Source organism: Micromonospora sp. NPDC005203, from assembly GCF_042872705.1.
Lineage (GTDB): Bacteria > Actinomycetota > Actinomycetes > Mycobacteriales > Micromonosporaceae > Micromonospora.
In genome coordinates this window covers 67,830-91,120 of the sequence record NZ_JBIAKV010000007.1, presented here as the reverse complement: position 1 = coordinate 91,120, position 23,291 = coordinate 67,830, and the positions used below count along the sequence as shown (strand labels likewise).

Genomic DNA, 23,291 nt, shown 5'->3' with positions numbered 1-23,291 from the left:
AGCTTGATCCACTCGTCTTTCCTGATGTCGGGGTATCTCGGGCACCAGAACACCCCGACATCAGGAAATCGGAGTGGATCATGCGAGGGAGGACGCACCGACACCACACCGACCAGGTAGACAGCGTCTACCGCTACTGGTAGACAATGCCTATGGACGCGGACGAGGCAGGCCTGCGCGGTCGGCTGGTGGCCGCCGGGGTGGACCTGGTGCTGCGCGAGGGTCAGACGGCGGTGTCCCTGCGGGAGATCGCCCGCCGTGCCGGCGTCTCGCACGGCGCACCGCGCCGCTATTTCCCCACCCACGTCGACCTGCTCTCCGCCATCGCCCGGGAGGGCTTCGCCGACCTCACCGCCCGCGTCGAGCAGACGATGCGCGACGTCGACCCGGACCCGCGTACCCGACTGGCCGCGCTGGCCCGGACGTACCTGGACTTCGCGGCTGCCCACCGCGGCATGTTCGAGCTGATGTTCCGCCACGACCTGCTGGACAGCGGCCGGCTGCGGCTGCGCGAGACGAGCCTGCCGCTGTTCACCGCGCTGGCCGACCTGGTGGCGCAGGTGCGTCGGCCCACCGACGCCCCCGCGACGGTGCTCGCCGGCGCGCTCTGGGCGAACCTGCACGGCATCGCCCAGCTCTGGGCCTGGGGCAGCCTGCCCCTGGCCACCGGCGTCACCGACGACGACACCCTGCTGCACGCCGCGCTGGAGGCCCACCTCGGCCCGGCGCGAGCCTGAAGCTCGACCCCGGAGGACACGTGCCCCTGCTGTACGACGTCGCCAAGCTGACCGTCGGCGCCGCGCTCCGGATGGGCTGGCGGCCCCACGTGGAGGGGCTTGAGCACCTGCCCGGACACGGCGGCGCGATCCTCGCCGGCAACCACCTGTCCGTCGCCGACGAGTGGTTCCTCGTCACCTCGACGCCCCGGCACGTCACCTTCTGGGCGAAGGTCGAGTACTTCAACGGCCGCGGTCCGGGCGGCTGGCTCAATCGGCGGATCGTCGCCGGGATGGGCGCCATCCCGGTCGAACGCGCCGGCGGCCGGGCCGCCCTGCGGGCTCTCGACGCCGCCGTACCGGTGCTGCGCGCCGGTGGCCTGGTCGCGATCTACCCGGAGGGCACCCGCTCCCCGGACGGACGGCTCTACCGGGGCCGCGTCGGGATGACCCGGCTGGCCCGCGACGCCGGAGTGCCGATCATTCCGGTCGGTGTGCTCGGCACCGCCGAGGTGCTGCCGGTCGACGCACGGCTGCCCCGTCGACATCCGGTCACCCTGCGGTTCGGCCCGCCGATCCCGGTCGTCGACCGGATCCACGGGCCGCGGGACGTCCGGACGGTCACCGACGAGGTGATGGCGGAGATCCAGAAACTCACCGGCCAGGAGTACGTGCCGCACTACGCGCCGGCCCGGGAGAGCTGACCGGCGATCAACCGGCGAGCAGCGCCGCCATCCGTTCCGCCTGCGCCTCCCAGCGCCACTCCCGCTCCACCCAGGCCCGGCCGGCAGCGCCCAGTTGGCGGGCCAGGTCCCGATCGGCGAGCAGACGGGCCACCCGGTCGGCGAGCTGGGCGACGTCGCGCCCGCGTACGACGTAACCGGTCTCCCCCTCCCGGACCGCGTCCGGTGCGCCCCCGGAGTCACCGGCCACCACCGGCAGGCCGGTCGCGGACGCCTCCAGGTAGACGATGCCCAGCCCCTCCACGTCGAGCCCCCGGTTACGGGTGCGACACGGCATCGCATAGACGTCGCCGGCCGCGTAGTGCGCCGGCAACTCGGCCGACGGCACCGAGCCGGTGAACACCACGTCCCGCTCCACACCGGTCTGTCGGGCCAGCTTCTCCAGGGTCGCCCGGTACGGACCACCGCCGACGATCAGCAGTGCCGCTTCGGGCACCCGGCGGCGGATCTCCGGGAGCGCCCGGATCAGCATGTCCTGACCCTTGCGCGGCACCAGCCGGGACACACAGACCACCACCGGACGGTCGGTCAACCCGAGCCGGGCCCGGACCTGCTCGCCGTCCACGGTCGGGTGGTAGGTGTCCACATCGACCCCCGGGGCGAGCCGGCGCAGCTCGGTCACCCCGTTCAGCACGCGGGCCAGCCGACTGCGGGTGTACTCGCCGAGATAGGTGGTGACATCCACACCTCGACCGATGCGCCGCAGCGCCGGCCGGGCGGCCGGCAACGCCGCCCAACCAACCTCGTGGCCGTGGGTCTGCGCCACCACCCGGCGTACGCCGGCACGCCGACGCAGCCCGGCGGCGAGCAACCCCAGGGGGGCCGCCGCGCCGAACCACACCGTGTCGCAGTCGTACGCGCGCGCCAACCGCGCCGCCCTGCGGGCGATCAACGGGGTGGGCAGCAGCACCCGGGTGCGTTCCCGGATCACCTCGAACGGCTGGTCGGCGTCGAACTTCTCGGCCCCCCGCCAGCTCGACGCGTAGACGACCACCGAACCGGCCGGTTGCCGCACCGCGAGGTTGTGCACGAAGGACTGGATGCCGCCCGGACGGGGCGGGAAATCGTTGGTGATCAACAGCGTGCGGCTCATCGGCCGGCCTCCCGGGCGTACGCGCGCGCGGCGGCCATCCGCTCGACGGTGGACGGATGCGATGCCGAGTAGAGGTATTCCCAGCGTGGCGGATCGGGGTCGCCGAGGTTGACCGACCCGAGCCGGCGCTGCATCGACTCGAACGCCTGCGGGTCGCGGGTCAGCGCGAGCGCGTGCGCATCGGCCCGCGCCTCCACCCGTCGCGACATCAGCGCCTGCACCGGCGCGGCGACCAGGCCGGCCACCGTGACGAGTGCCAGCAGTAACGGAAACGCGCGTGGCTGGGCGACCGAGTCGACGCCGGCCAGCCGCAGCAGTGGCCCCCACGAGCCGAGCAGATAGAGCGCCACCACGGCCGCCGCGGCGCCCAGCGCCCCGGTCAGCGTGCCCACCGTCACGTCGGAGTCCTTTGCGTGCCCAAGCTCGTGCGCGACCACGGCGGTCACCTCGGCCGGGGTCGCCTCGCGCAGCAGCGTGTCGTAGACGACCACCCGACGGGTCGGCCCGAGACCGGAGACGTACGCGTTGACCGCCTTGGTGCGCCGGGACGCGTCGGCGACCAGCACGTCGCGCACCGGCACCCCGTCGCGGGCGGCCATGCTCATCAGCTCGGTACGCAGCGGACCCTGCTCCATCGGCGTGAACTTGTTGAACACCGGCTCCACCAGCACCGGCAGCACGAACGACAGCAGCACCACCAGCAGCGCCGCACCCGCCGCACCGAACGCCCACCACCAGCGCGGCGCGAACCGGATCACCGCGTAGAAGCCGACGAGCGCCACCGCGCCGATCACCGCGCTGACCGCGTACGACTTCAGCAGGTCGACCGCCCAGCCACTCCAGCCGTTGGTGCTCAGCCCGTAGCGGGTGAGTACGCTCTGGCGCCAGGCGGCGAACGGCAGCGTCACCAGGTCGGCGACGAGCATCACGGCCAGCCCGCCGAGCACCGCCTGCGCGACCCAGTGCCCACCGAACGGCCGGCCCACCAGCTCGACCAGGCGACTGCCCAGCGGGGTCAGCCCGAGCGCGAGAGCGACGAGCAGCCCCACGGCGAGCGCGGTGTAACCGCCCGGACGCAGCGCGGCTCGGAACTCCCGCCCCTTGGCCACCTGCTCGGCCGGCAGGTCACGCAGCGCGGCAAGCTGGTCGGCCCGCGGGGCCGGCGGTCGGTGCCACGGGATGAGCAGCGCGGCGATCACGACAAGCGCGATGGTCAGCCCGGCCAGGGTCAGTAGCGCCCACCCGCGCGGAGTCACCGCGTCACCGCCCGTCGTACCCCGCTCATCGCGCCGCTCCTCCCGCCGTGACCGCTCATCCTATGGTCCGCGAGAAGCCCGCTTCCGGGCACGGTGTCGCGCTCAGGCGATCCGGCGGACAGCACGGCGGCGAGCCGCCGCGGTACGCGTGGGCGCGGCCAACACCTCCACGTCGAAACCGGCGCGGGCGAGCACCTCGATCGCCTCCACCTCGGCGGCGACCAGCCCGGCGGCCGGGGACGTCTCGTCGAACAGGGCGGTGAGCGGGCAGCCGGAACAGCCGGCGTCCCGCTTCGCGCACCCGTCGCAGTCGATGAGCATCACGCCTCCTGATCGCTCGTGACGCGCGGTCGGCGCACCCTGTCGTCGCCGGCCGAGCACCGTCGGTCACATCGACGCTAGCCACCGGGTACGACAGAAACCGCGCCCGACCGTCCGTTTGGGGGCGAGATCCACTCCAGATCAGCGATATCGGCCTATCCCGACCGGCCGGACACCCCGACGTTCCCAATTCCGTGTCGACCGACCGGTCGCGGTCACGGCGGCACCGTTGCGACGACCTCCTACGGTGAGGCCGTGACATCGGGGGTGGGTGGGTGACCGAGGAAGACGGCCGTCCCTCGTCGGAGCATCCGGGCGGCGAGGTGCTGCCACGCCGCCGCAGCGGGGCGGCGAGAAGGCCGATCATCGCGGTGGTGGGGATCGTCTGCGCACTGGCCGTGGCGATCGGACTGATCGCGTGGTGGGCGCGTGGTGACACCGTCGGCACCGTCTCGGGCAAGGAGGTGACCTCGACGTCCGTCTGCAACCGCAAAGGCCAGATGTGCCGCCTGCGGACCTGCTACCGGGTCACCTACGTCACCGACAGCGGCCGGGACAGGAACTCGTGCGTGCCGAAAACCCGGTACGACGAGATCCGCATCGGTGACCACTTCGCGGACTAGCGCGCCCGCCCCCAAGGCCCGGACACCGCAACCAGCCCCACCCGCGCCGGTCTGCGGCCCGATCGCGTTTCCCCCTCAGCCCTGCGCGTCGAGGTCACGCAGTGCGAAGCGGAGGTGCTGCCACTCCTCGTCGAAGATCACGTGAAGGCAGTGCAGGACGGTCACCTGCTGCTCGGGCCACCAGGCGGCCGGCCGAGGCTCGGCGAGCTGGTCCGGTGTGACGGTCGCGACGAGGTCGCGCACCATCGCCTGCCGCTCGGCCCGCACCCTCAGGGTCTCGGCGAACGTCGGCTGCTCCGTGGCGAAGATCGACATGTCGAAGCCCTCGGCCTCGTACTCGGCATCTGGTTGCCCGAATGGGTGGAAGGGCTGCGGCAGGCGCAGGATCGCCCTGCCCAGCCAGGCGTCGGCGGCGAACGCGAGATGGCGCAGCGTCTGCGCGAACGACCACTCCCCGTCGATGGATACGTCGACCGCGCCGGGGGGCATCGATCGGACCTGGTCTACTGCGGACGCCCAGGCCTCCTCGATCGCCGCCCACGCCAGGCGGAGACCGTCCGGATCCTCGGCCTGCCGGAGCTCGCGCCCGGGAAATCGTCGGTTGAGCTCGGCCTCGACCAGCGGCGCGACATCGACCCCGTTGACCAGGAGCGTGCCCTCGGCCAGCCACGGCGCATCGATGTCCAGGCCGTTCACGTCGACGCCGCGCATGACCGCACCGGCAAGTGTCGACCTGGTGAACCGGGCACGTCGCAGGTCCTTGTCGACGAAGACCTTGACGTTGTCCTGGGTCATGGCGACCTCCTCCGTCGGCGACAGCGGCAACGCTGGCCCGCACGTTACGTCAGGAATCCGGGTCGACGTGTCACCTCGGGGCGAGATCGACTCGAGTTCACGGGAATCGGATCGTCCGACGCGGTCGGACGCCCCGACATCATGGAGCTCGTGTCGATCATGGTCAGGAGCGGGCGAGCCGCCGCAGCAGCGAGTCGGCACCCAGCGGGTAGGCGCCGTGCCGGCGTACCCCGTCGGCGACCTCACGGTCGGACGAGACCACCACCACCGGCCGCCCCGCCGGCTCGGCGCGGACCAGCCGCCGGATCAGCTCGTCGGCGGTCTCGCCCTTGCGGGAGAACAGCACCCGGACGCCGCGCGGCGCGGGCGGCAGCCCGTGCATCCGCTCGGCGCCGTCGAAGACCACGGTGATCTCGTCACCGGTCTGCGCGGCGATCCCGCCCAGCCCGGTGATCAGGCGTTTGCGCTGCTGCTCCAGGGACATCTCGCCGAAGCCGCGCTTGGTGACGTTGTAGCCGTCCACCACGAGGTGTGCCCGGGGCAGAGCGAGCAGTTGGTCGAGTCGAGCCGGGTCGTCGGTGTCGCGGGCACGTGCGGCGGGGCTGGCCGCAGCGGTGCCCGGCTGCTCGGCGAACGCGTCGGCGACGAAGTCGGCGGGGAGTTTGTCGACCGGGTCGAGCGCCAGCTCGCGGCGCAGCCCGACGGCGGCCTGACCGATGGTCTCCAGCAGCAGCCAGAGCCGGGCGTCGTCGACCGAGCGCGCTTCCTTGGCGCTGGCCCGGGCCACCCCGGCGGCCGCCTCCGCCTCCGCCAGTCGGGCGCGGGCACGGCGCAGCTCGGCGTCGACGTCGGCGCTGGCGCGCGCGGCCCGGCCGCGCTCGGTGGCCAGCAGTTCGGTGGCCTTGCGTTCACGGGCCTGGGTCTCCCGCAGGGTGCGGGCGACCTGCCGGGACTCCTCACGGAGCTGACCCAGTTCCTCGCGGACGCGGGCCAGCTCGTCGCGCAGTTTCTCCGCCTCGACCCGGGCCACCGCCCGGTCGTGTTCGGCGCGGGTGGCCCGCTGCTCGGCCTCGCGGACCAGCTCGGCGACGACCGCGCTGTCCGCCTCGGCACGCACGGCGGCACCGCTGGCGTCGATCAGCTCCCGCCAGCCACGCGGCCGGGCCAGGTAGGCCAGCGCGGCGACCTCGACCGGGTCGGCGGCGGCGGGCGCGGTGCCCTCGACGACGGCGGCCCCGAGGTCGCCGGCGTCGGCCAGGACCCGGGCGGTGACCCGCTGCCGGAACAGCGGGTCGGCGGTGAGCTGGGCGGCGATGGCCGGCGCGCCGAGCCGGGCCCGCCGGTTCGGGGCGAACTTGGCCACCCGCCGCAACGGCACCGGCACCTCGTCGGCGGGCAGGGTGGGCAGGACCGTGGCGGTCAGCGTCACGATCCGCTGCCGGACCGGCTCCGGCAGCGTCGGCTCGGGCAGCGTCGGCTCCGGCTCACCAGCCGCGCCGTCGCCCGCCGTGGTTGGGTCGGATGCGTCGGATGTCGCGCTGACTACGTTGTCGTCCGGGTTGCTGACGGCCCCGTCGAGCGCGACCAGATCCTCCTGCGGGAGGTGGTCGTCGGACGGCTCGGTGAGGGGCATGTGGCAAGTCTCCCACCGCGACCGGGCCCACCGCCCGGTGAGTGAGCCGATCTCTCATCCTAGCCCCATGGTGACTGGTGGGACGGCTGCGACGCGAGTGTCGGACCGACGCGCTAGCGTGCCGCCGATGGCACAGGCGGAGTACGTCCAGGAGTCACTGGCCGGTCTCGACCCGACGGTGGGCGGGGTGGACCCGGCGTTGCCGCTCTACGCGACCACCTTCGTGGTGGTCGACCTGGAGACCACCGGCGGTGCGCCGGACGGCGGCGGCATCACCGAGATCGGCGCGGTCCGGGTGCGCGGTGGCGAGCAGTTGGGGGTGTTGGCCACCCTGGTCAACCCGGGGCAGCCGATCCCGCCGTTCATCACCGTGCTGACCGGCATCACCCAGGCGATGCTGGTGCCGGCGCCGCCGATCGAGCAGGTGCTGCCCAGCTTCCTGGAGTTCATCGCCGACGCGGTGCTGGTGGCCCACAACGCCCCCTACGACGTGGGCTTCCTCAAGGCGGCCTGCGCCAAGCACGGCTACCGCTGGCCCAACCCCCGGGTCCTGGACACGGCGGCGCTGGCCCGCCGGGTACTGACCCGAGACGAGGTGCCCAACCGCAAGCTGGGCACCCTGGCCGCCTACTTCCGCACCGCCACCCAGCCCACCCACCGGGCCCTCGACGACGCGAAGGCGACGGTCGACGTGCTGCACGGGCTGATCGGTCGGCTCGGCGGGCACCGGGTGGACACGGTCGGCGACGCCATCGAGTTCGCCCGCGCGGTCACCCCGACCCAACGCCGCAAACGGCACCTGGCCGAGGGGCTGCCCAAGGTCCCGGGGGTCTACATCTTCCGGGCCGCCGACGACCGTCCGCTCTACGTGGGCACCTCCGTCGACATCGCCACCCGGGTGCGCAGCTACTTCACCGCCGGGGAGAAGCGCGCCCGCATCTCCGAGATGCTGGCGGCGGCCGAGCGGGTCGAGGCGGTGGAGTGCGCGCACTCGCTGGAGGCGGAGGTCCGTGAGCTGCGGTTGATCGCCGCGCACGCCCCGCCGTACAACCGACGGTCGAAATACCCGGAGCGGGTGGTCTGGCTCAAGCTGACCGACGGTCCCTATCCTCGGCTCTCGATCGTCCGCGACCTCTCCCCCACCGACACCGCGTACCTCGGCCCGTTCACCTCCCGGCGGGCCGCGGAGCTGGCCGCCGCCGGTTTCCACGACGCCGTGCCGCTGCGCCAGTGCACGCACCGGCTCTCGCTGCGCACCGTCACGCCGGCCTGCGCGCTGGCCGAGCTGGGTCGCTGCCCGGCGCCCTGCGAACACAAGATCACCCCCGAGGAGTACGACGACAGCGCGGCCCGGCCCTTCCGCACCGCCACGACAAGTGACCCGCAGCCGGTGGTGGACGCACTGCTCGCCCGAATCGACGTGCTCTCGGCCGACCAGCGCTACGAGGAGGCCGCGGTGGTGCGATTCCGGCTGGCGGCGGTGCTGCGGGCCACCGTGCGGATGCAGCGGCTGGCCGCGCTGACCGGGATCGTCGAGCTGGCCGCGGCCCGGCCGGCCGCCCGGGGCGGTTGGGAGTTGGCGCTGGTGCGGCACGGCCGGCTGGCCGGCGCGGGGGTGTCCCCGCCCGGCGCGCACCCGCGACCCACGCTGGCCACCATCCGGGCCACTGCCGAAACGGTGGCCGGCGGGCACGGCCCGGTGCCGGCGGCGACCGCCGAGGAGTCCGAGCGGATCCTGTCCTGGTTGGAACGACCGGAGACCCGACTGGTCGAGATGTCCTCCGGTTGGTCATCCCCGGTGGGCGGCGCGGGGCGGTTCCGTGACCTGCTGGCGAAGGCCGAGAACGGCGCGTCTCACCAACTCTCGACCGAACGCTCATGACCAACTGACCGATCGGACTACGTCGACTCGCTTAGGCTGTTAGAGGAGTGTAGTCCTGCCCGATTCGTGGGCCTGCTCCCGCCGCCGGGTTCCGGCGTCGCGGAGCCGGGGTGAGGAGGTGTCCCTCGTGGACGTCGACGCCGGACACGGCGCCGCCCTGGGGGGCGCCCTGCCGACACAGCCGGGTGAGCTGCCGCTCGCCCGCCGGCTGCGGTCGTTGCTCAGCTGGCCGACCACCGACTCCGACCCGGTCACCCAACTGGTGCGCACCCACCGGGGCATCCACGCCGGCACCGATCCCGCGGTGCTGCGACGTGCGTACACGATCGCGGAAAACATGCACCGCGGGCAGTTCCGCAAGAGCGGTGAGCCGTACATCACCCATCCTCTCGCGGTGGCGCAGATCTGCGCGGAGCTGGGGATGGACACCACCACTCTGGTCGCGGCGCTGCTGCACGACACCGTGGAGGACACCCGTTACACCCTCCAGGCGCTCTCCGAGGACTTCGGCGGCGAGGTGGCCCACCTGGTCGACGGGGTGACCAAGTTCGACAAGGCGTTCTACGGCAAGGCCGCCGAGGCGGAGACGATCCGCAAGATGATCGTGGCGGCCGCCAAGGACGTCCGGGTGTTGATCATCAAGCTGGCGGACCGGCTGCACAACATGCGCACCCTCGGGGTGCGCTCGGCGTCGTCGCGGGAGCGCATCGCCCGCAAGACCCAGGAGGTGCTGGTCCCGCTCTGTGACCGGCTGGGCATCCAGACCCTCAAGCGCGAGCTGGACGACGTGGTGCTGCTGCACCTGGAGCCGGACGAGCACGCCCGGCTGGCCCGGCACGTGCACGACCGGCCGGGCTGGGACGCGTACCTCGACGCCGTGGTCACCCGGACCAAGGTGGCGCTGAAGCGCAGCCGGGTCGACGCCGAGGTGAGCCCGCGCCCCCGGCACCTCTACTCGATCTGGAAGGACACCATCGCCGGCGGCCACACCGCCCCGTTCGACCTGCCCCGCATCGTGGTCGTGGTCGACGGCCCGGCCACCGACTGCTACGCCGCGCTGGGCGCGATCCACGGCACCTGGCGACCCATCCCGGGGCGTTTCAAGGACTTCATCGCCTCACCGAAGAACAACCTCTACCGTTCGCTGCACACCAGCGTCCGCGGCCCCCAGGACCGCACGGTGGAGGTGTTGATCCGCAACCAGGAGATGCACCGCTCCGCCGAGTACGGCATCGCCGCCGACTTCCGCTTCCCCCGCTCGGGGAGCAGCAGCGCCGCGGCCCGCGCCGAGCAGTTGGACTGGCTGCGCCGGGTGCTCGACTGGGAGCCGGACGCGGCCGACCCGGCGCAGTTCCTCGAGTCGTTGCGCTGCGACCTCGCCGAGGGCCAGATCCAGGTCTTCGCCGAGGGTCGGCAGGTCGTGCTGCCGGGCGGCGCCACCCCGGTCGACCTCGCGTACGAACTGGGCAACGAGCGGGGCGACCACTGTCTCGCGGCGCGGATCAACGGTCGGCTGGCCCCGCTGAGTTCGGAGCTGGACGAGGGCGACGTGGTGGAGATCTTCACCGAGAACGACGGCGACAACGGATTCGAGGCCGGGGTCGCCTCGCGTGGCCCCCGGCGGGAGTGGTTGAGCTTCGTCAAGTCGCCACACGCCCAGATGCAGATCAACAGGTGGTTCGCCGAGCACACCGAGCCGGGCATCACGATCAGCGACAAGGTCCGTCTGGGTCGGGCGACCATCGGGCTCACCCTGCGTCAGCACAACCGGGGTCTCGCCAGCGACCTGCCGCTGTTGCGCCTCTCGGAGGAGTTGGGCTATCCCGACCTGGAGACCCTGCTGGTCGCGGTCTTCGACCGGGTGATCGAACCGGACACCGTGGTACGCCAGCTCATCGACCTGGTCGACCATCGACAGTGACCGGGGCCGGCCCAGCGCGTCCGAGGAACATTCGTGACCACTAGCCTGGAGTCATGATCCCCCGTTCCCGCGCCACCGGTCGGGCCATCTTCTACCAGGCTTTCTACCGGCTGCCGCTGCCGGTGCGCCGGCGCCTGGTCAAGCTGGCGATGCCGAAGTACATCGTCGGTGCGGTCACCCTGGTCCGCGATTCCGAGGCACCGGGCGCAGGACGGCTGCTCATGCTGCGCCAGCCGCCCGGCAAGGGCTGGTCACTGCCCGCCGGCCTGCTGGACCGCGGCGAGGCCCCGGTGGTGGGCGCGGCGCGCGAGCTGTTCGAGGAGTCCGGCGTCCGACTCCCCCCGTCCCGGCTACGTCCGGCGGTGCCGAACGCGATCGTGCACGCCAAGGGCTGGGTGGACATGGTCTTCGAGGCGGAGGTGCCGGCGTCCGGCACCGAGCTGGCGGTCGACGGCGCGGAGGTCTTCGAGGCCGCGTGGCACCCGCTGGACGACCTGCCCAAGCTGACCTGGCCGACGGCCCGGCTGCTCGCCTACTACGACATCGGGCCGCTGGCCGGGCAGTTCCCGCCCCCGATCCCCGACGACCTGCCATGACCCCGACGGCGTCCGTGCCGGCGGAGCTGTGCGCGGTGGTGCTCGCCGCCGGTGCGGGCACCCGGTTGCGTCCGCTCACCGAACGGGTGCCCAAGGCGCTCTGCCCGGTGGGCAACGTCCCGCTGCTGGATCGGGCGTTGGCACGGGTCGCGGGGCTCGGCCTGGTCGGCCCCGCCCGGGTCGCGGTGAACGCCTGCTATCTCGGTGACCAGGTGGTCGCGCACGTCGCCGACCGCGCCCACCTGTCCGTCGAGCCGGGCGAGCCACTGGGCACCGCGGGTGGCGTGGCCAACCTGCGGGACTGGATCGACGGGCGGCCGGTGCTGGTCGGCAACGCCGACGCGTACCTCGCCGACCCGGCCGCCTCGCCGGGCCCGGACGTGGCCGCACTGCTCGACGGGTGGGACGGCCACACCGTACGCCTGCTCGGTCAGCCCGCCGCGGACCCGGCGGCGCCCGGCACCTTCGCCGGGCACAACTTCACCGGCTTCTCGCTGCTGCCCTGGCGGCTCGTCCGCGATCTGCCTGTCGTCTTCTCCGACCTGGTCCGCGCCCTCTGGCGTCCGGCGGAGGCGGCGGGCGCGCTGGAGGTGGTGCCCTACCCGGGCACCTTCTACGACACGGGCACCCCCGCCGACTACCTGGCCGCCAACCTGCACGCCGCGCATGGCGGCACCCTCGTCGACAGGTCCGCCACGGTGACCGGTGGCTGCGTGGAGTCGGTGGTCGGCGCGGGCGCACGGGTGGACGGCGACGTGTTCCGCAGCGTGGTGTGGCCGGGCGCGACCGTGCGCGACGACGAACGGCTGCAGGACGTGATCCGGGCCGGGAACGATCTGACCGTTGCCGCCACCGCTCACGCCTGAGCCGAGTCCGGCGCGGGCCGGCGGGCACACCCGGTCTCCGCGCCGCCGGGGAGCATCTAGCATGGGCGACGACGCCGACGAACGGAGAAATGTCCCGTGATCACCGCCATCGTGCTGATCGACTGTGCCACCGACGCGATCCCCGAGGTGGCGGAGACCCTGGCCAGCCTCTCCGGGGTCAGCGAGGTCTACTCGGTGGCCGGGCACGTCGACCTCATCGCCATCGTCCGGGTCCGCGAGTTCGACCAGATCGCCCAGGTCATCGCGGGCAGCATCTCCAAGGTGCCGGGCGTGCTCAACACCGAGTCGCACATCGCGTTCCGGGCGTACTCCCAGCACGACCTGGAGGAGGCGTTCGCGATCGGCCTCTCCAGCGCCGACTGACCACCCACCGCACCCACGGCGGCCGGTCCACCCGCGGGGGTGGACCGGCCGTCTGCTGTCGCTACGTCAGCTCACGCTGGGAGCCGGCGTTTCGGTGGTGCCCGGAGCCGGGGCCTCGGTGGTGCCGCCACCCGGAGCCGGGGACTCGGTGCCGGTGCCACCCGGAGCCGGGGACTCGGTGCCGGTGCCACCCGGGCTGGGTGTACCGCTGGCGCTGGTCTGCGGAACCGGGATGCCCAGCTTGTTGGCGAGCTGCACCAGTTCGTCATAGTGCGCCTGCAGCGTCGGCAGGGCCGTCTGGGCCAACTGGACCACCGACTGCTCGGAGCCCTGCGAGATCTCCGTCTGGGTGGCCTGGATGGCCTGGACGTGGCCGGCCAGCTCACTTGTCACCCAGAGCCGGTCGAACTCCGCCCCGCTGGCGTTGTTCAGCTTGTCGATGACCGCCTGCTGATCGGCACTGGGCTCGTTCGGCAGTTCCACCCCGAGCTGGGACGCGGTCTGCTGCACCGTCTGGTCCAGCTGGGTGTGGTCGGTCTTCAGCATCGCGCCCAGGTCCTTGACCCCCTGGTCCTGACCCTTCTGCTGGGCCAGGTCACCCGCGGTGATCTCGAACAGGTTGACCTGGTGTACCGCCTGCAGGTACTGGGTGTCCTGCGTCGACGGCTGTGCCGCGGCCTGCGCGGCCGCAGCCGGCGCGACACCGACAAGTACCAGCGCGGCCAACAGGCCGAGGCGTTTGATACCCAACATGCTTCCCCCCCTTGAGACGTTGGACCGCACGGATACCCGGCTCACCGGGGTTATTCCTGCGATCGCCCGTCGCGCGGGGTCGACCGGTCCGATCAGGGCCGTCCGACTCCTGGTCGGATGGGCGGGGGGTACGGATACGACGGGGCGCCCGCCGGAATCCGGCGGGCGCCCCGTGACGGTGCGTCTGGGCGGTCAGCGGCGGCTGTCGCCGCTGGTGATCTCCTCGCGTTCCGGTCGGGGCTCGACCGGCGGGTGCCCCGGCGAGACCGGCGCCTCGACCGGCCTCTCGATCGGGTAGAAGAAGCCCCGGATGGCCGGGCCGAGTGCCCCGAGCCGGTTCATCTTCTTCGGCACGACCCAGCCGACGTACTCCAGCTCGCCGTGGCCGTCCGCGTGCCCGTTCGACGCGCTGAGTGGCTGGTGCACCTCGACGAACCGACCGTCTGGCATGCGCCGGATGATGCCGGTCTCCACGCCGTGCGCCAGCACCTCCCGGTCGTGCTGCTGCAGGCCCAGGCAGAGCCGGTACGTCACGTAGTACGCCAGCGGCGGAACCACCAGCAGACCGATCCGGCCGGCCCAGGTCATCGCGTTCAAGCTGATCTGGAACTTGTCGGCGATCACGTCGTTGCCGCCGGAGAGCGTCAGCACGACGTAGAACGAGACGGCCATGGCACCGACCGCGGTCCGCGCCGGAGCGTCCCGGGGGCGCTGGAGCAGGTTGTGGTTCTTGCGGTCCTTGAGCTGTCGAGCTTCCAGGAACGGGTACATCGTCGACAGGCCCACCAGGATGCCGGGCAGCACGACAGTCGGCCAGAACAGCGGCGGAATCACGTACCCGTCGCCGAGCGGGATGTTGATCTCCCAGGCCGGCATGAGTCGGGTCGAGCCGTCGAGGAACATGACGTACCAGTCGGGCTGGCTGGCGGCGGAGACCACCCACGCCTCGTACGGGCCGAACAACCAGATCGGGTTGATCTGGAACAGGCCGCCCATCAGCGCGATGACGCCAAAGACGACCATGAAGAAGCCGCCCTGCTTCAGCGCGTACCGCGGGAACATCCGCTCGCCGACCACGTTGTTGTTGGTCCGGCCGGGGCCGGGCCACTGGGTGTGCTTCTGCTTGAAGACCAGGCCGAGGTGGACGCTGATCAGCGCCAGCAGCAGACCCGGGATGAGCAGCACGTGGGCGATGAAGAACCGGCTGATGATGATCGTGCCCGGGAACTCGCCGCCGAAGATCGACGAGGTGACCCAGGTGCCGATCACCGGGATGGAGAGCATGATCGCCGAGGCGATCCGCAGACCGGTGCCGGACAGGCCGTCGTCCGGCAGCGAGTAGCCGGTGAAGCCGGCCAGGAAGCCGACCCAGAACAGCAGCGAACCGATGATCCAGTTGGTCTCGCGCGGCTTGCGGAAGGCGCCGGTGAAGAAGACCCGCAGCATGTGCACGACGATCGCGGCCATGAACAGCAGCGCCGCCCAGTGGTGCATCTGCCGCATCACCAGACCACCGCGGACGTCGAACGACAGGTCCAGGCTGGAGGCGTACGCGGCGGACATCGGCGTGCCCTGCAACGGCGCGTAGCTGCCGTTGTAGACCACCTCGGTCATCGCCGGCTCGTAGAAGAAGGTGAGGAACACACCGGTCAGCAGCAGCACGATGAACGAGAACAGCGCGATCTCGCCGAGCAGGAAGGACCAGTGGTCCGGGAAGACCTTGTTCAGCAGCTTGCGCAGCGGGGTGGCCACCTGGAAGCGGTCGTCCACTCCCACGGCAGCCTTGCCCGGCGTCGCCGCCAGGTCGAACTTTCGACGCTTCATGGCCGCTCCCAGAAATCAGGCCCGACGGTCTCAGTGTAGTCGGACTTCGCCACGAAGAAACCCTCGGAGTCCACCTCGATCGGCAGCTGCGGCAGCCGCCGGCTGGCAGGGCCGAAGACCGGCTTGGCGTTGTTGGTGATCAGGAACTGGGACTGGTGGCACGGGCAGAGCAGCCGGTTGGTCTGCTGCTCGTAGAGGCTGGCCGGGCAGCCGGCGTGCGTGCAGATCTTGGAGAAGGCCGCGTAGTTGCCCCACATGTAGTCGCCGTGGCCGATCCTCTCGTTGGCCTGACGCGACTCCTGCGCGTCGGAGTCCCGGAGGTGGATCAGCAGCGTCGGGGAGTCGGCGTGGGTGTTGCTCACCCCGTGCTCGATGCCGGGGAAGACCGTCACCTGGCCACCGACGCTGACGTCTGCCGGGCGCACCGGCCGGCCGTCCTCGCGCACCAGGCGGATCGGCTCGCCGCCGCTGGCCGAGGCGAATCCGGTGGTGAACATCTGGTTCTTCTTGTGCGGCTGGGAGATCAGACCACCGACCAGCGGCGCCGCCGCGACCGCGGCGACCGGCGCGAGGCCGGCCAGCAACGAGATGCCGAGCAGTGGACGACGCTTCACACCCAACTCGTCGGCCATGTAGAGCATGGTCTGGCCGGTGATCGTGCGGCCTTCGGAGTCCACCTGCCCCTCGTGCCGGTCCTGGATCGAGACCTCCTTGGGCAGCAACTTCTTGCCCCAGGTCAGGATGCCGAAGCCGACGGCGAGCAGGGCGATGCCGAGGGTGGCGCCCAGCAGCGGCGTGTACCACTTGTCGCCGCCACGGCCCGCCTCGTACTGCCACGGCCACCAGATGTAGATGGCCAGGAACGCGGTCGCGGCCAGGCCGGTGATCAGGAAGAACCCGGCGACCACGCGGGTCAGCCGACGTTCCGCCTTGGTGCCCGGCAGCACCTGCGGCTCGTAGTGGACGATCTCGATGTCGTCCCGACGCGCGCCCTCGCGAACGACGTCGAAACGGGTCAGCTTGGGGTCGTTCACGTCGAGCGGCTCCTGGCCCTGCGGGGCCTGGTGCTCGGTGTGGGTGCTCATGCCGTCACCTCGCTACGAATGGCGCCGAGCGGCGCCACAGCACTGAACCGGATGATCCGCTCGGTCACGACTTGCCCGCAATCCACAGGCTGGCGAAGACGAGCGCCACGATGCCGATCAGGAAGATCGCCAGACCCTCGGTGGAGGGGCCGTACCGGCCGAGGTTGAAGCCGCCCGGGTCCTGGTCGTGCTTCAGCGTCTCCTGGATGTAGGCGATGATGTTCGCCTTCTGCTCCGGAGTGATCTGGTTGTCACCGAACACCGGCATGTTCTGCGGGCCGCTCAGCATCGCCGCGTAGATCTGCCGGTCGGTCGCCGGGTGCAGGCTCGGGGCGAACTTGCCCGAGGAGAGCGCACCGCCGCCGCCACCGAAGGCGTGGCACTGGGAGCAGTTGATCCGGAACAGTTCGCCACCGGCGGCGACGTTGCCGTTCTCGTGGAGGTTCTCCTCGGTGCCCGGCACGACCGGACCGCCGCCGAGCTCCTGGATGTACTGGCCGAGCTGGGTGACCTGATCCGGAGTGAAGACCGGGGGCTTGCGGTGCGCCTGGGCCTCCTGGCGGGCCAGCGGCATCCGCCCGGAGCTGACCTGGAACTCGACCGAGGCCGCGCCGACGCCGATCAGGCTCGGACCGCGACCCTCCACGCCCTGGGCGTTACGGCCGTGACAGGTCACACAGCTCACGTCGAACAGCGCCTTGCCCTCGGCGGCGGCGCCGGTCAGCTGCGGATTGTCCTGCGCCTGGGCACCGGGAGCGAAGACGGTGTAGGCGCCGCCGGCGAGCATCAGCGCGGCGATCAGCCGGACCGCGGCGCCCAGCCGGCGGCGGCCCCTGCTGCGCGCGGCGGGCCGCTCACGCAGCCGCGCGAGCAGACCGCCTCGGCGGTCGTTGTCAGAAGTCATGAGCGGTGTCCTTAACCGGTTGGACCTGTCTCAGGGGACGGAGCAGCAGCACGGAACGTGACGCGCAAGATCACTGAAGCCAGTAGATCATGCCGTACAGCCCGATCCACACGACGTCGACGAAGTGCCAGTAGTACGACACGACGATCGCCGAGGTCGCCTGCGCCGGAGTGAACCGGCCCATGGTCGTACGGACCATGAAGATGATGAAGGCGATCAGACCGCCGGTCACGTGCAGGCCGTGGAAGCCGGTGGTCAGGTAGAACACCGACCCGTACCCGTCTCCGTTGATCTTGATGCCGTCCTCGACCAGGTGCCGGTACTCGTTCAGCTGGCCGAGCACGAAGATCAGGCCCATCACGAAGGTGACGGTGAACCAGCGCCGCAGCGCGTGCACGTCGCCCTTCTCCGCCGCGAAGACGCCGAGCTGGCAGGTCACGGAGGACAGCACCAGGATCACCGTGAAGGTGGTCGCGTACGGGATGTTCAGCGCCTCGGTGTGCTTCTCCCACTGCTCCGGCGCAGCCGCGCGGATCGAGAAGTACATCGCGAACAACGCCGCGAAGAACATGAGTTCGCTGGAGAGCCACACGATCGTCCCGACGCTGACCATGTTCGGTCGGGTCAGAGAGTGGATCCGGCTCTTGTCAATGGCTGGGGCCGCAGTCACGCCGTCATTATTGCCCCTGACCGGGGCCGCCCATCAGCGGGGTGGCAAACCTGCGCCTTCCGTGGCCCGACCGCCAGGGTCCGGTTCGCCTGGCCTAGCCTGAAAAGCGTGCTGCACGTCGATCCGATCTTCGCCGCCACCTCGGCCCCGCCGCCGTTCACCGTCGGCGCGGTGCTGACCGAGACCCGGCTGGACAGCTGGCTGGCCCTCGGCCTGGTGCTCGCCGCCGGCCTGTACCTCTACGGGGTGTACCGGCTGCGCCTGCGGGGCGACCGCTGGCCGGTCGCCCGTACCGTGTTCTTCCTCGGCCCCGGGCTGGGCGGCATCGCGCTGGTCACGGTCAGCGGGCTGCACGCCTACGACACCGCGCTGCTGTCCGTGCACATGGTCCAGCACATGGTGCTGTCCATGGTGGCGCCGATCTTCCTGGCGCTGGGCGCGCCGATGACCCTGGCCCTGCGCACCCTGCCGGTCGGGCCGCGCAAGCGCCTGCTGGCGATCGTGCACAGCCGCGTCGCCCGGGTCTACAGCTTCCCGCTGGTGGCGTTCGCCATCTTCGTGGTCAACCCGTTCGTGTTGTACTTCAGTGATCTGTACCGCTTCACCCTCGAACACGCCTGGGCGCACGAGCTGGTGCACGCGCACTTCATCATGACCGGCTGCGTGTTCTTCTGGCCGCTGCTCGGCCTCGACCCGCTGCCCGGCCGCTGGCCGTACCCGGCGCGTGCGCTCCTGATGCTGCTGTCGGTGCCGTTCCACACGGTGCTCGGCCTCACCATCATGCAGAGCACCACGCTCTTCGGCGGCGACTGGTACCCGTCGCTCAACCTGAGCTGGTCCGACCCCAAGGCGGACCAGGTGGTCGCCGGCGGCATCCTCTGGGCCGGTGGTGAGTTCGTCAGTGTGACCATGCTCGCCGTGCTGGTGGTGCAGTGGGTCAAGCAGTCCGAGCGGGAGGCCCGCCGGGTCGACCGCGAGCTGGACCGCCAGGAGGCTCGCGAGCGCGCCGCCGACGCCGCGCCCGCCTGAGCTGCCCGGACGGTACGCCCGACGGGTGCCGCCGGGCGGGATGTCGGCTACGTCACGTCGACCGGTACGATCGGCGGGCAGCTACGAGGTTGGAAGCGGAGTGCCGGCATGAGCGATCGTCTTTGCACCGTCCTGCTCTACAGCGACGACCCGCAGGTCCGTGATCGGATGCGGATGGCCGTCGGCACCCGGCCCGCGCCCGGTCTGCAGATCGAGTTCGTCGACGCGTCGACCTATGCGGAGACCATCCGGCTGGTCGACGACTACGAGATCGACCTGCTGCTGCTCGACGGTGAGGCGAGCCCGGGTGGCGGCATCGGCATCGCCCGCCAGATCAAGGACGACCGGGACGACGCTCCCCCGACCTGCCTGGTGATCGCCCGCGCCGCCGACCGATGGCTCGCCGCGTACGCCGAGGTCGACGCCACGCTCGTGCACCCGCTCGACCCGGTGACCACCGGCGGTACGGTGGCCGAGCTGCTGCGGACGCACGCACCCGCCTGACGTCTCGCAGCTGTCCGGCACCGTCGCGGCGCCGGATCCGCCGGCGCCCGTTCCAGCCCACCCGCACTTCGCACGCTCGGGAGGCCCGCCATGGGCGATCGGACCTGGCCGCACCTGCTCAGCTCGCTGCTGCACGGCGAGGAGCTGTCCACCGCCGACACCGCGTGGGCGATGGACGAGATCATGACCGGTTCGGCGAGCGCGGCGCGGATCGCGGGCTTCGCCATCGCGCTGCGGGCCAAGGGTGAGACCCCGGCCGAGCTGGCCGGTCTCGTCGAGGCGATGTTGGGTCGTGCGGTGCCGGTGGTGCTTCCCGAGGAGGTGCGCCGCACCGCGCTCGACGTCGTCGGCACCGGCGGTGACCTTGCCCACACGGTGAACATCTCCACGATGACCGCGCTCGTGGTCGCGGGCACGGGCGTCCGCGTGGTGAAGCACGGCAACCGGGCCGCCTCCTCCCTCTGCGGCACGGCCGACCTGCTGGAGTTCCTCGGCATCCCGCTGGATCTCGGCCCCGAACAGGTGGCCCGCTGCGTCGAGGAGGCGGGCATCGGGTTCTGCTTCGCGGCCCGACACCACCCCGGCATGCGGCATGCCGGGCCGGTCCGCCGTGAGGTGGGAGTGCCCACCTTCTTCAACTTCCTCGGCCCGCTGACCAACCCGGCCCGTCCCCGTGCCGGCGCGGTCGGCTGCTTCGACGCCCGGATGGCCCCGGTGATGGCGAGCGTCTTCGCCGCCCGCGGCGACTCGGTGATCGTGATGCGCGGCGAGGACGGCCTGGACGAGTTCACGACGGCGGCACCCACTCGCGTCTGGGTGGCCCAGGGCGGCACCGTGCGCGAGGCCGTGCTGGACGCGACGGACCTGGGGGTACCCCGGTCCACCCTGCAGGACCTGCGGGGCGGTGACGCCGCGTACAACGCCGGTGTGGCCCGTCGCCTGCTGGCCGGTGAGACGGGTCCGGTCCGGGACGCGGTGCTGGTCAACGCCGCCGCGGCGCTGGCCACCCAGGGTCCGCTCGACGGCGACCTGACCGAGGCGCTTCGCGCGGGCATGAACCGCGCGGCCGAGTCGATCGACTCCGGCGCGGCCGCCGCGACCCTGGACCGCTGGATCAAGACCGCCGCCGCCCTCGGGCCGGCGCCCGTCTGACTGAAGCGCCGCCACCGCCGCTCTCCACCGCTTGATCGACTCGGGGTCCTTGAACCCGGGGTATCAGACGGCCGCCCGACCCTTGATCAACTCAAGATCCTTGAATCGGTGCTGTCCGGCAGCCCTGGACACCCCGACCTCAATGATGTCGAGTGGATCATGCGGCAGCGGTCAGCCTGTGTCGGGCCTCCCGGGGCACCCGGCGGAGATTTGTCGGACCCGGGTGGAAAACTACAGGCGAGTACTTCTCCGCTTCCGTTGTGCGTCGTTGTCGCATCCGGGGGCGGTTCACCTGGAGTGAGAAGGAGACACCCGTGTCGCACCGCGAGCTCTACTGCGATGCCTGCCAGGACGTGACGCCGTTCGAGATGCCGCCCTGCGTCGACGGCCATGACACCGACTGTCCCGAGCTGATCTGCACCGGCTGCGGCGTCGCCGTGGTGATCGCCACGTTCACCTTTTCGGTCACCCGGCTGGCTGAGCGCCGACGCCACCAGCCCACCCACCGCTACGCCGCCTGACACTCACCACCCAGCACCGGCACCACACCAACGGCACCGCCCCGCACCCGCGCCGCAGCACCCAGACCACCAACATCTGGGCAGCACCGCCCGGCGCGCGCCACGACGAAGGCCCGCCACGACGAAGGCGCCCCCACGACGAAGGCCCGCCACGACGAGCGCCCCCACGACGAAGGCCCGCCACGACGAGCGCCCCCACGACGAAGGCCCGCTCCCAATGGGAGGCGGGCCTTCGTGGCGTACGGGTCGGTCGCGACGGCGACCGGGTGGATCAGTGCTCGGCGGTGCGCCGGGTGCCGCTGTAGTACTCGAACAGCAACCCGCAGGCGGCGAAGATGACGGCCAACAGACCGGCACCGATCAGCCAGAACTGCCAGAACACCATGCCGAGCGCGGCGATCGCGGCGGCCAGCGCCAGACCGAACGGCCAGTAGCTGCCCGGGCTGAAGAAGCCGACCTCACCAGCGCCGTCGGCGATCTCGGCGTCCGGACGGTCCTCGGGCCGCAGGTCGATGCGGCGGGAGACGAACCAGAAGAAGCCGCCGCACATCGAGCAGAGCAGGAACGACAGCAGCAGGGCCACGGTGCCAACCCACTCGACGCCGCCGGACGCACCGTTGGTCCAGGCGCCGTAGAGGATGGTGGCACCGAAGAGGAACCCGGCGATGACCAGGAAGATACGCCACTCGGTCTTCATGCGGCTGCCTCAGCTTCCCGTGCGGGCCGGAACTTTGTCCGGGTTGAAGTTGTCCTGCGTCCGCCGGGTGTCGAACGGCTGCGTGGTCTCCGCGTACGGCTGCTCACCGATCTGGGTCAGCGCGTCCTGGGTCGACTTGCCGCTCTGCTTGGCAGCCAGGAACTGGTCGTACTTTTCCGGCGAGACCACCCGCAGCTCGAAGTTCATGAACGCGTGGTAGCTGCCGCACAGTTCGGCGCAGCGTCCGACGTAGGCGCCCTCGGCGTCCAGGCTGGAAACCTCGAACACGTTGCGGATCTTGCCCGGCATGACGTCCCGCTTGAACAGCAGCTCCGGCACCCAGAACGAGTGGATGACGTCGCGGCTGGTCTCCTCGAAGCGGATGGACCGGCCGGTCGGCAGCACCAGCACCGGGATGACCTCGCTGGTGCCGAGCGTCGACGCGGTGGTGCGGGCTTCCGTGCCCTGGCCGTCGCGGTAGTTGAACTGCCAGTTCCACTTGAAGGCGACGACCTCGACCGTGACGTCCGGGTTCTTCGACAACTTGTCGACGTCGGTCTGCACGATCGCCGTGTAGTAGAAGAGCACGGAGACGATCAGGATCGGCGCGATGGTGTAGAGGAACTCCATCGGCAGGTTGTACCGGGTCTGCACCGGCAGCGCGTTGCCACGCTTGCGGTAGCGCACGACGCACCAGAAGATCAGGCCCCACACGAAGACGCCGACCGCGAGCGCGGCGATGCAGGAGGCGATCCACAGGTCGTACATCCGCTTGGACTCCGGCGAGATGCCGCCCTGCGGCCAACCGAAGCCGTCAAACGCCTGGCCCACATCACAGCCCGTGAGCAGGATCAGCAGCGCAACGCCACTGAGACCGAGCCCGGCCAACCGACCAGCACCACGCCCCCGGCGTCCACCGACCCCTGGCGAAGCGCTGTGCCGTACGGCCGACGGCCGTACCTCCGAACTCCTTGCGACCACCTGGTCCTGCCTCCCTAGCGCGCCGCGGTGCGTCTTTCCTCAGCACCGGCGGCAAAGGCGTCACCGACGGTCGCAGATTACTCGACCATGGCGGGCTCGGCCGTGGTGGGGTCACTGTCCACCCCCCATTGGGGGGATGATGGGCATACCGCCGCGATACCGTGTCGATCTGTGAGCGCGAGGAGCGAGCCGGGGTTGCGAGCCCCGCAGTCGCGAACAAAAGGCGGATCTGTGAGCGCGAGGAGTGAGCCGGGGTTGCGAGCCCCGCAGTCGCGAACAAAAGGCGGATCTGTGAGCGCGAGGAGTGAGCCGGGGTTGCGAGCCCCGCAGTCGCGAACAAAA

General features: G+C 71.2%; 24 protein-coding genes. 12 read left to right on the top strand and 12 right to left on the bottom strand.

The window, feature by feature from the left end; genetic code table 11:
- Positions 1-152 precede the first annotated feature (152 nt).
- Positions 153-737 carry a TetR/AcrR family transcriptional regulator gene (locus tag ACFYPM_RS17650; protein WP_387197599.1) on the top strand — a complete coding sequence of 195 codons (585 nt, stop codon included), beginning with the start codon at positions 153-155 and terminating at the stop codon, positions 735-737.
- Positions 738-757: 20 nt separating this feature from the next.
- Positions 758-1,420 (top strand): lysophospholipid acyltransferase family protein, encoded by a 663-nt coding sequence (locus ACFYPM_RS17645; protein WP_387197597.1) that lies wholly within the window; start codon positions 758-760, stop codon positions 1,418-1,420.
- A gap of 7 nt (positions 1,421-1,427) precedes the next feature.
- Here the strand turns inward: ACFYPM_RS17645 and ACFYPM_RS17640 are convergent, their stop codons facing one another.
- The 3 genes from ACFYPM_RS17640 to ACFYPM_RS17630 form a co-directional block, all read right to left on the bottom strand.
- A complete protein-coding gene (locus ACFYPM_RS17640; RefSeq protein WP_387197594.1) occupies positions 1,428-2,552 on the bottom strand; it encodes a glycosyltransferase family 4 protein in 1,125 nt (374 codons plus the stop codon).
- Complete coding sequence (locus ACFYPM_RS17635; protein ID WP_357245139.1) at positions 2,549-3,808, bottom strand: M48 family metallopeptidase; 1,260 nt, start codon at positions 3,806-3,808, stop codon at positions 2,549-2,551. Before ACFYPM_RS17635 ends, ACFYPM_RS17640 begins: the two co-directional genes overlap by 4 nt.
- Positions 3,809-3,910: 102 nt before the next feature.
- Positions 3,911-4,129 carry a hypothetical protein gene (locus ACFYPM_RS17630; protein WP_357245137.1) on the bottom strand — a complete coding sequence of 73 codons (219 nt, stop codon included), beginning with the start codon at positions 4,127-4,129 and terminating at the stop codon, positions 3,911-3,913.
- Between the two features lie 275 nt (positions 4,130-4,404).
- Between ACFYPM_RS17630 and ACFYPM_RS17625 the strand changes: the two genes are divergently transcribed.
- Complete coding sequence (locus ACFYPM_RS17625; RefSeq protein ID WP_387197591.1) at positions 4,405-4,752, top strand: hypothetical protein; 348 nt, start codon at positions 4,405-4,407, stop codon at positions 4,750-4,752.
- A gap of 75 nt (positions 4,753-4,827) precedes the next feature.
- Here the strand turns inward: ACFYPM_RS17625 and ACFYPM_RS17620 are convergent, their stop codons facing one another.
- Together ACFYPM_RS17620 and ACFYPM_RS17615 are read right to left on the bottom strand one after the other, a co-directional pair.
- Positions 4,828-5,547: a DinB family protein gene (locus tag ACFYPM_RS17620; RefSeq protein WP_387197588.1), complete on the bottom strand. Its 720-nt coding sequence runs from the start codon at positions 5,545-5,547 to the stop codon at positions 4,828-4,830.
- A gap of 163 nt (positions 5,548-5,710) precedes the next feature.
- Positions 5,711-7,180 (bottom strand): NYN domain-containing protein, encoded by a 1,470-nt coding sequence (locus ACFYPM_RS17615; protein ID WP_387197585.1) that lies wholly within the window; start codon positions 7,178-7,180, stop codon positions 5,711-5,713.
- A gap of 127 nt (positions 7,181-7,307) precedes the next feature.
- Here ACFYPM_RS17615 and ACFYPM_RS17610 point away from each other — a divergent pair, with 127 nt between their 5' ends.
- The 5 genes from ACFYPM_RS17610 (at position 7,308) to ACFYPM_RS17590 (ending at position 12,829) form a co-directional block, all read left to right on the top strand.
- On the top strand, positions 7,308-9,062 hold the full coding sequence (locus tag ACFYPM_RS17610) for a DEDD exonuclease domain-containing protein (RefSeq protein ID WP_387197582.1): 1,755 nt from the start codon (positions 7,308-7,310) through the stop codon (positions 9,060-9,062).
- Between the two features lie 127 nt (positions 9,063-9,189).
- Positions 9,190-10,983, top strand: a complete 1,794-nt coding sequence (locus ACFYPM_RS17605) for an HD domain-containing protein (RefSeq protein WP_357245210.1) — start codon at positions 9,190-9,192, stop codon at positions 10,981-10,983.
- Positions 10,984-11,036: 53 nt separating this feature from the next.
- A complete protein-coding gene (locus ACFYPM_RS17600) occupies positions 11,037-11,579 on the top strand; it encodes an NUDIX hydrolase (protein ID WP_387197579.1) in 543 nt (180 codons plus the stop codon).
- Positions 11,576-12,445, top strand: coding sequence for a sugar phosphate nucleotidyltransferase (locus ACFYPM_RS17595; RefSeq protein WP_387197576.1), 870 nt, complete (start codon positions 11,576-11,578; stop codon positions 12,443-12,445). Before ACFYPM_RS17600 ends, ACFYPM_RS17595 begins: the two co-directional genes overlap by 4 nt.
- A 96-nt stretch (positions 12,446-12,541) precedes the next feature.
- Positions 12,542-12,829, top strand: a complete 288-nt coding sequence (locus ACFYPM_RS17590) for an Lrp/AsnC ligand binding domain-containing protein (protein ID WP_355033408.1) — start codon at positions 12,542-12,544, stop codon at positions 12,827-12,829.
- Positions 12,830-12,895: 66 nt separating this feature from the next.
- Here the strand turns inward: ACFYPM_RS17590 and ACFYPM_RS17585 are convergent, their stop codons facing one another.
- The 5 genes from ACFYPM_RS17585 to ACFYPM_RS17565 form a co-directional block, all read right to left on the bottom strand.
- A complete protein-coding gene (locus ACFYPM_RS17585) occupies positions 12,896-13,582 on the bottom strand; it encodes a DUF4142 domain-containing protein (protein ID WP_387197573.1) in 687 nt (228 codons plus the stop codon).
- Between the two features lie 192 nt (positions 13,583-13,774).
- Entirely contained in the window at positions 13,775-15,406 is a 1,632-nt protein-coding gene (locus ACFYPM_RS17580; protein ID WP_387197570.1) for a cytochrome b N-terminal domain-containing protein, read from the bottom strand.
- Entirely contained in the window at positions 15,403-16,491 is a 1,089-nt protein-coding gene (locus ACFYPM_RS17575) for a ubiquinol-cytochrome c reductase iron-sulfur subunit (RefSeq protein WP_387197567.1), read from the bottom strand. The genes ACFYPM_RS17580 and ACFYPM_RS17575 overlap by 4 nt, the downstream gene beginning before the upstream one ends.
- Before the next feature lie 64 nt (positions 16,492-16,555).
- Entirely contained in the window at positions 16,556-17,395 is an 840-nt protein-coding gene (locus ACFYPM_RS17570) for a cytochrome c (protein ID WP_387197563.1), read from the bottom strand.
- 70 nt (positions 17,396-17,465) lie between these two features.
- On the bottom strand, positions 17,466-18,065 hold the full coding sequence (locus ACFYPM_RS17565; protein ID WP_357245119.1) for a heme-copper oxidase subunit III: 600 nt from the start codon (positions 18,063-18,065) through the stop codon (positions 17,466-17,468).
- 108 nt (positions 18,066-18,173) lie between these two features.
- Here ACFYPM_RS17565 and ACFYPM_RS17560 point away from each other — a divergent pair, with 108 nt between their 5' ends.
- The 4 genes from ACFYPM_RS17560 (at position 18,174) to ACFYPM_RS17545 (ending at position 21,271) form a co-directional block, all read left to right on the top strand.
- Positions 18,174-19,094: a cytochrome c oxidase assembly protein gene (locus tag ACFYPM_RS17560; RefSeq protein ID WP_387197560.1), complete on the top strand. Its 921-nt coding sequence runs from the start codon at positions 18,174-18,176 to the stop codon at positions 19,092-19,094.
- Between the two features lie 108 nt (positions 19,095-19,202).
- On the top strand, positions 19,203-19,598 hold the full coding sequence (locus ACFYPM_RS17555) for a hypothetical protein (protein ID WP_145779657.1): 396 nt from the start codon (positions 19,203-19,205) through the stop codon (positions 19,596-19,598).
- A gap of 90 nt (positions 19,599-19,688) precedes the next feature.
- On the top strand, positions 19,689-20,750 hold the full coding sequence (gene trpD / locus ACFYPM_RS17550; protein ID WP_387197556.1) for an anthranilate phosphoribosyltransferase: 1,062 nt from the start codon (positions 19,689-19,691) through the stop codon (positions 20,748-20,750).
- A gap of 314 nt (positions 20,751-21,064) precedes the next feature.
- Positions 21,065-21,271 carry a hypothetical protein gene (locus tag ACFYPM_RS17545; protein ID WP_387197553.1) on the top strand — a complete coding sequence of 69 codons (207 nt, stop codon included), beginning with the start codon at positions 21,065-21,067 and terminating at the stop codon, positions 21,269-21,271.
- A 271-nt stretch (positions 21,272-21,542) separates the two neighbouring features.
- On the opposite strand, the gene ACFYPM_RS17540 is transcribed toward ACFYPM_RS17545, so the two are convergent.
- Positions 21,543-21,968: a cytochrome c oxidase subunit 4 gene (locus ACFYPM_RS17540; protein ID WP_387197551.1), complete on the bottom strand. Its 426-nt coding sequence runs from the start codon at positions 21,966-21,968 to the stop codon at positions 21,543-21,545.
- A gap of 9 nt (positions 21,969-21,977) precedes the next feature.
- Positions 21,978-22,949 carry a cytochrome c oxidase subunit II gene (coxB, locus tag ACFYPM_RS17535; protein WP_357245111.1) on the bottom strand — a complete coding sequence of 324 codons (972 nt, stop codon included), beginning with the start codon at positions 22,947-22,949 and terminating at the stop codon, positions 21,978-21,980.
- Between the last annotated feature and the right edge of the window lie 342 nt (positions 22,950-23,291).

What these genes read in the sequence shown, in the direction of transcription:
- ACFYPM_RS17650 (WP_387197599.1), top strand. Translation starts at nt 153, where the DNA reads ATGGACGCGGACGAGGCAGGCCTGCGCGGTCGGCTGGTGGCCGCCGGG.
- ACFYPM_RS17640 (WP_387197594.1), bottom strand. Translation starts at nt 2,552, where the DNA reads ATGAGCCGCACGCTGTTGATCACCAACGATTTCCCGCCCCGTCCGGGC.
- ACFYPM_RS17630 (WP_357245137.1), bottom strand. Translation starts at nt 4,129, where the DNA reads ATGCTCATCGACTGCGACGGGTGCGCGAAGCGGGACGCCGGCTGTTCC.
- ACFYPM_RS17620 (WP_387197588.1), bottom strand. Translation starts at nt 5,547, where the DNA reads ATGACCCAGGACAACGTCAAGGTCTTCGTCGACAAGGACCTGCGACGT.
- ACFYPM_RS17615 (WP_387197585.1), bottom strand. Translation starts at nt 7,180, where the DNA reads ATGCCCCTCACCGAGCCGTCCGACGACCACCTCCCGCAGGAGGATCTG.
- ACFYPM_RS17610 (WP_387197582.1), top strand. Translation starts at nt 7,308, where the DNA reads ATGGCACAGGCGGAGTACGTCCAGGAGTCACTGGCCGGTCTCGACCCG.
- ACFYPM_RS17600 (WP_387197579.1), top strand. Translation starts at nt 11,037, where the DNA reads ATGATCCCCCGTTCCCGCGCCACCGGTCGGGCCATCTTCTACCAGGCT.
- ACFYPM_RS17595 (WP_387197576.1), top strand. Translation starts at nt 11,576, where the DNA reads ATGACCCCGACGGCGTCCGTGCCGGCGGAGCTGTGCGCGGTGGTGCTC.
- ACFYPM_RS17585 (WP_387197573.1), bottom strand. Translation starts at nt 13,582, where the DNA reads ATGTTGGGTATCAAACGCCTCGGCCTGTTGGCCGCGCTGGTACTTGTC.
- ACFYPM_RS17580 (WP_387197570.1), bottom strand. Translation starts at nt 15,406, where the DNA reads ATGAAGCGTCGAAAGTTCGACCTGGCGGCGACGCCGGGCAAGGCTGCC.
- ACFYPM_RS17575 (WP_387197567.1), bottom strand. Translation starts at nt 16,491, where the DNA reads ATGAGCACCCACACCGAGCACCAGGCCCCGCAGGGCCAGGAGCCGCTC.
- ACFYPM_RS17570 (WP_387197563.1), bottom strand. Translation starts at nt 17,395, where the DNA reads ATGACTTCTGACAACGACCGCCGAGGCGGTCTGCTCGCGCGGCTGCGT.
- ACFYPM_RS17555 (WP_145779657.1), top strand. Translation starts at nt 19,203, where the DNA reads ATGAGCGATCGTCTTTGCACCGTCCTGCTCTACAGCGACGACCCGCAG.
- trpD (WP_387197556.1), top strand. Translation starts at nt 19,689, where the DNA reads ATGGGCGATCGGACCTGGCCGCACCTGCTCAGCTCGCTGCTGCACGGC.
- ACFYPM_RS17540 (WP_387197551.1), bottom strand. Translation starts at nt 21,968, where the DNA reads ATGAAGACCGAGTGGCGTATCTTCCTGGTCATCGCCGGGTTCCTCTTC.